The following is an 11,118-nucleotide window of genomic DNA, read 5'->3' as shown; positions in this document are numbered from 1 at the left end:
TTTCTGCACTCGAAAATAAATCTGTCCATTTTTCTCGACGCTGCAGGCCGCCTGCTGGTGAAAACCCTGCCTGATGGTGAAGAAGTTCACTACAGCTATGACGCCCTCGGGCGCCTGGTAAACTGACGACGGCCACTGGCCGCTCGCCTACGAGTACGACTTGCAGGACCGCCTGATCACCGAACACCAAGGCTGGGGCACCCTGCGCTACGAGTACGACAAGCTCGGTCAACTCAGCCACTGCCGCCTGCCCGATGGCAGCAAACTCGATTACCGCCACCAATCCGGCGGCCGACTGAACAGCATCGACCTAAACGGCTCGCGCCTGACCACTCACCAGTTCAGCGCCGGTCGCGAACTACAGCGCCAACAAGGCCTGTTGCTGAGCCAATACCAGTACGACAAACAAGGCCGATTGCAGGCGCACACCGTCAGCCAGCAGGAGCGCAACCTGTTCCGCCGTCGCTACGCCTACGACGCCAATGGCAACCTCGCCGGCATCGACGACAGCCGTAAAGGCAACCGTAGCTACCATTACGACCCGCTTGATCGCCTGATCAACGTTCGTGGTGTTACTCCGGAAAGTTTCGCCCACGATCCTGCCGGCAACTTGCTAGGCCAAGGCGACCAAGCAACTGCGAACCTGGCCAACGTCAAAGGCAACCGCCTGCTGATGCAGGGCGACCGTCACTACGACTACGACGCCTACGGCAACCTGACCCGCGAACGTCGCGGCACCGGGCAAAAACTTGTCACCGAATACCATTACGACTGCCAGCACCGCTTGATCGGCGCCAGCCTGCCGGGTGGCAGCGTCGCAACCTACAAGTACGACGCCTTCGGCCGCCGAATCGAAAAAGCCGTCGACGGCAGCACCACCGAATTCCTGTGGCAAGGCGAACGCCTGATCGCCGAAAGTGCTGATGACCGCTATCGCACTTACATCTATGAGCCGGGCAGCTTCCGCCCGTTGGCGATGCTCGACGGTGAAGGTCCGTTGAAGGCCACGCCGTTCTACTACCAACTCGATCACCTCGGCACCCCACAAGAACTAACCGCCTACAGCGGTGAGATCATGTGGTCGGCCAAGTACCGCGCGTACGGGGGATTGAGCTAAGTGCAAACACTATCCATGGCCACCCTATTTCCGAAGATGCATTTAAAAAGCTCACAAAGGCGAAGAGAAACTAAATGGACACCAAAAAAACAATTGAGCTTGGCGGAACAATCACATTTGACGACATATCCCACCTGGATCAACTTAGTGACATATCAATGATTGTTAATGATTTAAAGGAGGACCTATTCCAAGCTGTCTTCCCTCATGAGCAAATTATTGATATCGGTTGGTATCCTGAATTCTGTGAAAACGGTACGTTTAGGGTCTCTTTGATTAAAGCCTATGATTGGGAGCACCCTATTTTCAGCGACAAAGCAAAAAACTGGAAAGAGCTGCACCAGGTAATCTTCAACACTTTAAACAAACTAGAAATATAACATCTAAATCCATTAACCGATCTCAAAGTACCCAAGAGCACTACTACACCACGCCCCACCACTTACGAGTACTACCACGGGTTTGTTCGTGTAGTGAATCGTGGGCCGGCGACCTGGACCTACTGGCGCAACGACCAGGGCGACAAAGTCACCGACGAGCGCGATGAACTGGGCCGCGTCACTTGCTACGAATATGCCGACAACCTGCACCTGGTCAGCCGCCGCATCAACCCGGACGGTAGCCAACTGCGCTACCGCTACGACAATTCGCGCCTGTTGCTCAGCGAGATCGAAAACGAACGTGGCGAGCACTATCACCTCGATTACTACCCTAACGGCCTGATCCAGCAGGAAACCGGCTTTGACGGTCGCCGTACCGCCTACGAGTACGACCTCAACGGCCAGTTGCTGAAGAAAACCGAATTCGGCGACGACGGCAGCGAACTGATCACCGAGTACCAGCGCGACGCCGCGGGCCGCTGGCTTACGAATACGACCTGCAAGACCGCCTCATCACCGAACACCAGGGCTGGGGCACCACGCGTTACGAGTACGACCAACTCAGCCAACTGAGCCACTGCCGCCTCCCCCGACGGCAGCAAACTCGACTATCGCCACCAATCCGGTGGTCGCCTGAGCAGTATCGACCTCAATGGCTCGCGCCTGACCACCCACCAGTTCAGCGCCGGTCGCGAGCAGCAGCGCCAGCAAGGCTTGCTGCTCAGCCAATACCAGTACGACGAACAAGGCCGACTGCAAGCCCATACCGTCGGGCAGCAAGATCGCAACCTGTTCCAGCGGCGCTACGCCTACGATGCCAATGGCAATCTCGCCGGTATCGATGACAGCCGTAAAGGCAACCGCAGCTTCCATTACGACCCGCTCGATCGCCTGATCAACGTCCGTGGCACCACCCCGGAAAGCTTTGCCCACGACCCCACGGGCAACCTCCTGGGCCAAGGCGATCTGCCAACGGCAATGAAAAATTTCTATGTAATTGGAAAAAAAGATTTCGAGCCTGAGATCCCGAATAGCCCAGACTGGCCAAAAATCATTGGTTACTGCTATGAAAACAACTCATTCCTTTTTATTGAAGGCAACGGTCACGGATTCAACGGCATTGTTTTACCCGAACTCATCGCAAGAGAACCTCGACGGGATAGACTATTTACAATACTAGACGCCCATTGGTTTCTGCACCTCATTGACAACACCCAAAACCTAGACAAAATATCCTTTGAGAATCATATAAAATCAAAAACCAACACTATTGAGATTATAAAATCATAGAACGCGAGTTCCCCTCAAATCATGAGAAAAACAAGCCGCCTTATGCCGATCTACAAAGCGCGGTTCAGCGTGCTGGATTCACCATCACCGAATTCTCAGACCAGCGAGCCTACTTCGGCTGTTGGTCTCTGGCTGTCGAAAGTCATGGACACACCTACTTAATCGTCAATGAAGGACGAGACGGTTGGATGATGTTTTATCGCAAAGCAGCGGCCGGGAAATTTACTGTGATGGGTTCACAAAAAAACTTTCCATGGGCGAAAAATGCTGAACGCTCTGGATTCATCCAAGGGGCTTTACCAGTAATTTTTCAACCTGGTGGAGAGGCTAGCCGGCCCCTCCTGCCTAAATAACCTTCTCCAGCCGCTGTAATCTCAGTGAGCGGTTTTGACAGACTGAACAAGATCAAGGCATGTACATTCCGCTTTACGGCTCTGTTGGTTCAGGCGCTTCACCATGAAAAATTTTCCACCCGAAACCTTCGGCCCCGTGGAACTCAGCGGAGCAATCAACGCCACGTCAGTGCCCGCCTCCATAATCCCAAGCGCTCCGACTCCATAACCCGACAACGACACTGAAGCACCTCGCCCAAGGCTCTGACCACCAACCTCGTCTATGAACTCGAAAGCCCACGGCGCAGTCCCGTGATGGCCGAGATTTTCCGACTGTGCTCGGGAGGCGATTGCAGCCACAGCTTTCACCCACCCAATAAAAATGGGCGACTATCACGGTCGCCCATTTTTCATATCTGAAACTTTTAACATTGCGCTCCAGAGTAGGTGTTCGCCCAGTGTAATGGCCTTGGCAATCCATGCACCGGTAAAGAGCCCACACTGGGCGAACGGGAAGTATTTTAATGGAAGTTGGCGAATATGTCCGCGTATTCGAACATGAAATTTATCGAAATATCGTTCATTAAATGTCAGCCAGAATATGATTTACATACACCGATCAAACTCACCAGTTCGACCATTAGAACTGATTATTCTTGTACAGAAAGTTGTACAAAAACAATCAACGCATAGAGCTAATGCTCAACTTTCGTGTTGGCGGGTCACTTTCAGTATGTCGGTGTAGGTCACTACAACGCTCTGCCCTACTTTAAAATCCTTCAGTTTTTTCTGAACTTCAGGTTTTTCGACGGTGACCGTTTTCGATTGGCCAGCCGGGTTTTCAAAGGTCACCTGGTTTTTCTTCACGTCGATGTCGGTGATTTTCAGTTGGACCTGTACCTGCCGGAAGGCTTCACCACCGGGGTTCGGGTTGTCTTGTTTGATGGCAGCAGACGGCTCTGAATCAAGGTTCAACGCCGTCCGTGCCGATGAGCATAGACGCTGCTCAGGGCGTGTTCGCAGTTTCTTGTGCGGTGGATTCGCCGCTGTCTGTGCCTTTGCCGCTTTCCTTGCGTCGGGTCGGATCGGTGGGGCGCAGGGCGTCGTTGTCGCGTTCGACTTCTCCGGGTGGGCGCGGTTCGTCGGGGTGTTCCGAGGTATCAGGCTGCTTGGGATTCATCGTGGTGTCCTCAGGCTTCGGGATCGTCAACCTCTTGGGCGACGTTCACCGCGGGCGAGTCTTTGTGGGATTGGTCGGCCTTGGTCCTCAGGGCCTGCCACTGCTCTAGATCAATGGCGCCCTGCCCCAGCAAGTCGTCAGCCAATCGCAACAGTTCGGTGTAATGGGCATCGGGGGATTGCTGCCAATAGGCCTTGTCGTCGAACAGGCGCTGCCATGAGGCAAGGTCGGGGGCTTTAAGGTCTTCGCTCATGGCGGGCTCCAGAAGGGCGTTCGTACGGTAGAGGGTTGAGTGGCGTTCGGAGTTCCTGCGGGTTTGGGTACAGATCAAAATCAAAAGATCGCAGCCTGCGGCAGCTCCTACCTATGGAACACGGTCTCCTGTAGGAGCTGCCGCAGGCTGCGATCTTTTGATCTTAATAACCGGTCATTTCCAGATACCCCTGCCCGCCATGGCTGCCGCTCAACTGCACCGGGCCTTCCCAATAGGGAATGCGCAAATCCATCCAGGCATTCGGATTGAGAGCCTGGATCACGATGTCGAGATGTTTGCCGGGGATTTTGATCGACCAGCGGATGGGCATCGAACGTCCTGCCACTTTCGCGGTGTCCCCGGGTGTGAGGCTGATGTCGGCGGCGTGCAACAACTGCGTCTGGCCTTGGGCGTCGATCCAGGTGCCGGTGAGGTACGGCTCGCCGTCCTTGTGCCGCATGCGGTAGAGCATGACCTGTTCACCGCTGTCCAGGTGCAGGGAAAACCAGTCCCAGCCGGTTTGATTGGCGGTCAGCGGTTGGCTGCTCCATTCGCGGTCGAGCCAGGCGGGACCGCTGACTTGATAGCTTTTTCCATCGATTTCCAACGAGCCACGGGCCTGAAAAAAGGGCTGGCTGTAGTAGTACGACGCCTGGCCTAGTTCGGATTTCTGGCTGAACCCCTTGTCGCCCTGCAGCACCAGCGGACGTGTGGAGGTCAGCCGCAGTTGGTAGCTGAAAGCCTTGTCGCGGGCGCTGAGTTGCAGGTCGGCCAAAGGATTGGCATCGGTTGCCTGACTGCTGAACCGCCAATCATCGATCCATGCATTGAACGGCGTCAGGCTCACCCCGGCCTGACCGACGCCGCCACGGGCATAGCGTTCGGCGGCGTGATGCACCGTTGCCGAAGTCACGGCCGCGTGACCTAGCCAGATCGTTTGATTGCCCCAGCCGGGCTGTTCGGGAACAGCCTTCAACGCACTGCGAAACAACGTCCATTGCGCACCGAACTCGCGCCCCTGATCGTCCTTGAGGTTGGCAGTGACGTACCACCATTCGATGCGGAAACCATCGTGGGGGCCGTGATCCGCCGGGAAGCTGAACACCCGGCCCGGCACCACCGGCGTGAACGCGGCGGCTTGATTGCCGAGGCCGGCGAAGCCTTTTTCCTCGGGGACCGAGTTATCGCAACCGCCGAGCAACGCCAATAACAACACGCCGGCCTTAATCCTCATGAGCAAACGTCCTCAGCAGATCCGCCGGTTGCGTGCGATACAGCGAGTACAGCGGCCACGCCGACGCCAGTAAAGTCGCGAACAACGCCAGCCCCATCAACTGCAACAGCTGGAGCGGAAACACCCGCAACGGCAGGCGCCAACCGAAGGCCTGGACGTTGATCACGGTGTCCAGGCACCAGGCCAGCGCGATGCCCAACGGCAACGCCAGCACCAACGTCAGCACCGCCAGCAACCAGGTCTGGCCGAGGTTGAGCAACATCAGTTGCCGACGGGTTACGCCCAACGCCCACAGTGGCGCGAGTTGTCCGAGACGGCTCTGACTCTGGGTCAGCAGGCTGATGAACAGCGCCACGCCCGCCACGCAGAGGGTCAGGCTGTTGAGCGCGGCGGTGGCGGCGAAGGTGCGTTCGAACACTTGGGTGGACCAGCCCTTGAGCCGAGCCTGATCGACGATGCGGCTGTCGTCCAGGGCGAAGCGTGCTTGCAGCGCGGTCAGGAACGCGGGGATCGACGCCGGTTCGATGCGCAGGTTGAAACGGTTCGGCGTCAGCTGCGGCCAACCGCGCAGCAAGTGGTTGACGTTGACCAGCACGTGGCCCTTGGGATTGCCGTAGTCGGCGTAGATCCCGACGATTCGTGGCGACCATGGGCCGCTCGGCGTGGGAATCGTCAGGTGATCACCGAGGCGGACGTTCAATCGACGGGCCAGTTGCTCGCTGAGCATCAGCGCGTCATCGGTGGCCAGGCGATCCCACGGTTTGTCGCCCAACGCCTCCAGCAGCGGCCAGTGCTGTCGATAGGTCGGGTGATCGATCACACCGAAGACGTCCGTCGGCCAGCCCTGCAACTGGATCGGCACCTGCCAGTTAGGCAGCACTGCCGTGAGTGACGGCTGCTGTTTGAGCCAGGTGTGCAGCTCCCTGGCCTGCGCCGGATTTTGCGGATTGATGTAGAGCTCGGCGGTCAGGCGTTGTTCGAGCCAGTTGCTGAAGGTCTGGCGAAAACCGGCGGTCATGCTGCCAGCGCCGATGTTCGCCGCCAATGCCAACAACAGCGCCATCAGCGCCAGGCTAAGCGCCGGCAATTGCTGACGGCAATCGGCGAGAAACCATTGCCCGAGCACCGAATGACTGCGGCTCAACGCCAGGTTCAATACCGTATTCAGCACCACCGGCAAAGCCAGTGCGGCGCCGATCAACAGCGCCGCCATCAGCACGAATCCGCTGGTCAGACTGTCACCCCAAATCAATGCGATGAGTGCGATGACAGCGGCAATTGCCGCGACCCAACCCTGACGCCGTAACCAGCGCGCGTGAGCCTGATGCCAGGCTTGCGGGTCGGCCAGCGCCAGCAACGGCAGACGCGCCGCCCGCACCAGACTGTTGGCACCGGCCAGCAAGGCACCGAGCAAACTCAGGCCGATACCGCTGAGCCACCACCACGGGCTCAGGCTCAATTGCCCCGCCACTTCGGCACCGTACAACCCGCGCAAACTGGCGGCGACATCCGGCAACAGCACGCTGGCCAACAGGTAGCCGCTGGCAACCCCGACAAGCCCGCCGATCAGCGCCAGACCACCCAGTTCAACGGCGAGGCAACCGATCAGCATCCGCGCACTGACACCACACGCGCGCAGGGTTCTGAGCAGTCCTCGGCGTTGCTCCAGCGCCAGCCCGATCGCGGCGTGAACGATGAACAGGCCGACGACGAATGACAGAAACCCCAACGCATCGAGGTTCAGGTGAAAGCTCTCGGTCAGGCGTGAAAGATTGTTCTCTTCGCCGCTGGTCTTGAGCTGGAGCTGACCTTTGAATTGATCGGGCAGTGTCGCAGTGAAACCTTTGGGCAACAGCAGGCGCGACAGTTGATCCGGCAGGCCCAGAATCTGTTGCGCAAAGCCAATGTCCACCAACAACACGCCGGGCGCCATGTCGGTTTGAACCTGCAGCGGCGGCAATGCCACACCGCTCAAGCTCAATGGCTGTTCACCTTCGCGCAAGCCCAACGCCTGTAAGGTCTGCGGCGAAATCCAGGTGCTGCCCGGCGGGCTGAAAAACGCGACGACCTGTTCGATGTCCAGCGCCTGCCCGGCCACTGCGGAACCGGCCGGCAACGACACCGGCTCGATGCCCATCAGTTGCAGACGCTGGTCTTCATGCCCCTTGAGCGTCACCCGGCCTTGCAGCACCGGCGACACCGGCCACCCCGCACGACGCAGGTCGACAAACACTTGCTGAGAGAAGGTCATACCAGTGGGCGAACCAAGGCTGGCCTGGGGTTCGCCGCCGATCAACTGACTGGCCCGGGCATAGCTTTCCCGCGCCTGGCTGTTCAGTGCTTGCACGCCGGCCAGCAGGCTGGTGGCGAGCCAGAGCCCGGTCAGCACACTGAAAAACTGCACCGGGTGGCGCCGCCAATGACTGAGCAGCGCCCGCAACGTTTCGCGAAAGACCCGCACCTCAGCGCTCGTCCGCGCCAGCCAGGCGGCCACCCTGAAGCACCACTTTTTCCGCCAGCCGAGCGGCGACGCGTGGACTGTGGGTGACCATCAACAGGGTCGTGGGGCTGTCATCGAGCAGCTCCAGCAACAGCTTCAACACGTCATCGCTGGTGGCTTCGTCAAGGCTGCCGGTGGGTTCGTCGGCCAGCAGCAATGTGGGTTGCGACGCCAGGGCACGTCCCAGCGCAACGCGCTGCTGTTGTCCGCCGGACAACTGCTCCGGATAGCGCCCCAGCAAATCACCCAGGCCCAGTCGCTGCACCAGATGCGCCTGCCAGCGCGAATCATGCCGCCCGGCCAGGCGCGCCTGGAACGCCAGGTTGTCCTCGACCCGCAAACTGCCAATCAGGTTGAACTGCTGGAACACCAGGCCGATTTCGGTCCGCCGCCAGTTCGCCAGTTGCCCTTCGTTCATCTGCTCCAGCCGATGCTCGCCGCTGCGGATGCTGCCGCGATCGACCTTGTCCAGTCCGGCAATCAGGTGCAGCAAGGTGCTTTTGCCGCTGCCCGACTCGCCCATCAGCGCCAGGCTGCTGCCGGGTTTCAAAGTGAGGTCGACACCTTGCAGCACCGGCAATGGCCCTTGGGGAGTGGCGTAGCTTTTGAAGACGCCTTGGACCTGAAGCATGAGGAGAGGCTCGTTGAAGTCAGTGAGCCTAGGATAGCGGACGGCAATGGCAGCGCGTTATCGTTCATCGCGAGCAGGCTCGCTCCCACAGGGTCTTGCTTACGCCGCAAATCCAATGTGGGAGCGAGCCTGCTCGCGAAGGGGCCCGCTCAAACACCAGATCACTTCACTGCCCCACCGCCACATTCGCAGGCGCCTGCGAAGGCGTCACGATGCTGCTCAGATCAATATGCTTCCACTCAGGCTTGGCCCCAAGCCGCGCATTGAACCGATAGTTAAACGTGAACTCATCAGCCGTCGGCACACTCAACGGCTTGCCATACACCGCCTCAACCCCCGCCAGGTCATACCCCATCAACTGCAACAACGTCGGGAAGATGTTGTAGTGGCTGGAACGATCCTTGTTGCCCGCCAGTTGCGCCTGCCAGTCCAGGGTCTTCAAACCGCTGCCCTGAATCACTACCAACGGCACCAACCCCTCTTCCTCCACCGGATCACCGCCGCAGTGCGTGTTCAAACCGGGGTTGCCCCGTTCATGCAGGTCCTGCCCGTGGTCCGAAGTGTAGATCAGCAACGCGTTATTCAGATTCCCCTGGGCGAAAACCCGTGAGAAAAACTCCCCGACATTCCACAACAGCGTGTTCTTGTAGGCATTGCGGTACAGCACCCAATCATCTGGCTGCCCATCGAAACCATCACGCTTGCCCGTGTCCGCCACCTCGACAAACTGCCCGCGAGGCAGGGTTGGACGATAGGCCATGAACGCATCCGGGTACTTGTCGTGCACCGGAAAATGCGCGCCGACTTTGTTGATCACCACCAGTTGTGGCTGATCGTCGTTGAGCAGTTCGATCAGCTTCGCCGCCGCCGCCATGTCGCGCTCGCGCACGCTGGTCTGGTCGAATTGCACGAACGCATCGATGTCCTTTTTCTCGGCATCGTTCATCAGGTTTTGCAGGTTGCCGCCGGTGCGCTGTGCGTCGATGTAGACGGTGTGCAGACCGGCCTTTTTCGCGTATTGCCAGATCGACGGCAGGGTCGTATTGATGCGCATGTAATCAGCGCGGGTGCCGCCGTAGCGCAGGGTGACGTTGGTGTCAGCGCTGCAATTGGCGATAGAGGCGGCATAGCCGTAGTTGAAAATCTCGATGCCCGCACGCGCTGCCTTGAGGTTGCTATGCACCCCGAACGGCGCATTGATGTCCAGGTAATTGCCGGAAATGCTTTCGTCGATGATCAGCACAATGTCGTGGCCCACCGGTTGGTCGTTGCGCGCCAGCGTCACGGGTTCGCGGGGGCCGACGGTGTTGTGCAGGGCTTCATAGGTGAACAGGTTCAGGTAGGCCAACGGCGTGTACATGATCGGCAGGCCCCGGGCGCCCTCGCCGGCCCGCACGAACAGCACCGCACTGAGTAGCAGCACCCCGAACACCGGCGCCGCCACCAGCAGCGCACCCGGCAATGGCAGGCGCCGACGCGGCTTGAGCCCGATGCCGAACAACAGCAGCAAACCACCGACCACCCCACTGATGATCGCATCGCGATACTGATACGCCGCTTCCTGAATGAACCCGCCGGAATACACCAGCGACACGAAGCTGCTGTAGGTCAGGTAATCAGCCGTGACCCGCGTATAGACATCGAAGAACACCGCCGAGGCAAACATTGCCAACGCAAACAGATGCCGGATCAGGGTCTGGCGAATGTACGCGGTCATAAACAACGCGACCGTCAGTACCACGAACATCCCGCCAAACAGCAACACCGGAAAACCGATGCCCATGGCACTTAAACGTTCAAGGTAATAGTCGTAATTCTTGAGCAAGTAGAGAACTAACAGCAGTTCTTTGATATATCGAATCATTGTCTTCCGGTGCTCGCCGAGGGCATTTGGCCAATAGATTGTCGGCCATTTTTTGACACTAGCACCGGGCCATCAAAGCGCAAGAAATGTCGGACTTTTACACAAAGCGTCAAAAAATTGTTGACTCAAAACTGACACACTCAAAGCGCTGCAACCCTTGTACTTTGCGGCCTACGACCGTTTATCGTTTTCTTTTAAATGTGAAAAACCCGTCAAAACCGCGGCAAATCCAGCAGCGGCAAGCACTTGATGGCCAATCGCCCCCAACAATGGGTCTGTCTTAGCAGAGCAACATGTCATTTTGCTGACACGGTTTGCTGTGGCTGGGCTATACCCC

The 11,118-nt window shown here is 58.2% G+C and carries 7 protein-coding genes and 3 pseudogenes; 3 read left to right on the top strand and 7 right to left on the bottom strand.

Translation table 11 applies throughout. From position 1 onward, the window contains the following. Positions 1-36: 36 nt before the first annotated feature. The 3 genes and pseudogenes from ACYZUD_RS03370 to ACYZUD_RS03360 all read left to right on the top strand — a co-directional run. Positions 37-1,114: pseudogene (locus ACYZUD_RS03370) on the top strand (RHS domain-containing protein); the annotation flags it as partial. A 77-nt stretch (positions 1,115-1,191) separates the two neighbouring features. Continuing rightward, positions 1,192-1,497, top strand: coding sequence for a hypothetical protein (locus ACYZUD_RS03365; protein WP_462022602.1), 306 nt, complete (start codon positions 1,192-1,194; stop codon positions 1,495-1,497). 144 nt (positions 1,498-1,641) lie between these two features. Continuing rightward, positions 1,642-2,475, top strand: a pseudogene (locus tag ACYZUD_RS03360) (type IV secretion protein Rhs); the annotation flags it as partial. 1,346 nt (positions 2,476-3,821) lie between these two features. On the opposite strand, the pseudogene ACYZUD_RS03355 reads toward ACYZUD_RS03360, so the two are convergent. The 7 genes and pseudogenes from ACYZUD_RS03355 to ACYZUD_RS03325 form a co-directional block, all read right to left on the bottom strand. Then, positions 3,822-4,058: pseudogene (locus tag ACYZUD_RS03355) on the bottom strand (hypothetical protein); the annotation flags it as partial. A 67-nt stretch (positions 4,059-4,125) separates the two neighbouring features. Then, complete coding sequence (locus ACYZUD_RS03350; RefSeq protein ID WP_462022601.1) at positions 4,126-4,299, bottom strand: hypothetical protein; 174 nt, start codon at positions 4,297-4,299, stop codon at positions 4,126-4,128. A 10-nt stretch (positions 4,300-4,309) separates the two neighbouring features. After that, complete coding sequence (locus ACYZUD_RS03345; protein WP_462022600.1) at positions 4,310-4,552, bottom strand: hypothetical protein; 243 nt, start codon at positions 4,550-4,552, stop codon at positions 4,310-4,312. A gap of 163 nt (positions 4,553-4,715) precedes the next feature. Further along, positions 4,716-5,786: a lipocalin-like domain-containing protein gene (locus ACYZUD_RS03340; RefSeq protein WP_462022599.1), complete on the bottom strand. Its 1,071-nt coding sequence runs from the start codon at positions 5,784-5,786 to the stop codon at positions 4,716-4,718. Next, positions 5,776-8,247 (bottom strand): ABC transporter permease, encoded by a 2,472-nt coding sequence (locus ACYZUD_RS03335; protein ID WP_462025174.1) that lies wholly within the window; start codon positions 8,245-8,247, stop codon positions 5,776-5,778. The genes ACYZUD_RS03340 and ACYZUD_RS03335 overlap by 11 nt, the downstream gene beginning before the upstream one ends. Position 8,248: 1 nt before the next feature. Further along, positions 8,249-8,917, bottom strand: a complete 669-nt coding sequence (locus ACYZUD_RS03330) for an ABC transporter ATP-binding protein (RefSeq protein ID WP_462022598.1) — start codon at positions 8,915-8,917, stop codon at positions 8,249-8,251. 166 nt (positions 8,918-9,083) lie between these two features. Then, the gene (locus ACYZUD_RS03325; RefSeq protein WP_462022597.1) at positions 9,084-10,781 is read right to left on the bottom strand and encodes a sulfatase-like hydrolase/transferase; all 1,698 of its coding nucleotides are present in this window, start codon (positions 10,779-10,781) and stop codon (positions 9,084-9,086) included. Positions 10,782-11,118: the final 337 nt, after the last annotated feature.

The organism is Pseudomonas sp. XS1P51, assembly GCF_054897845.1.
This window is presented reverse-complemented; position numbering and strand designations above follow the sequence as displayed.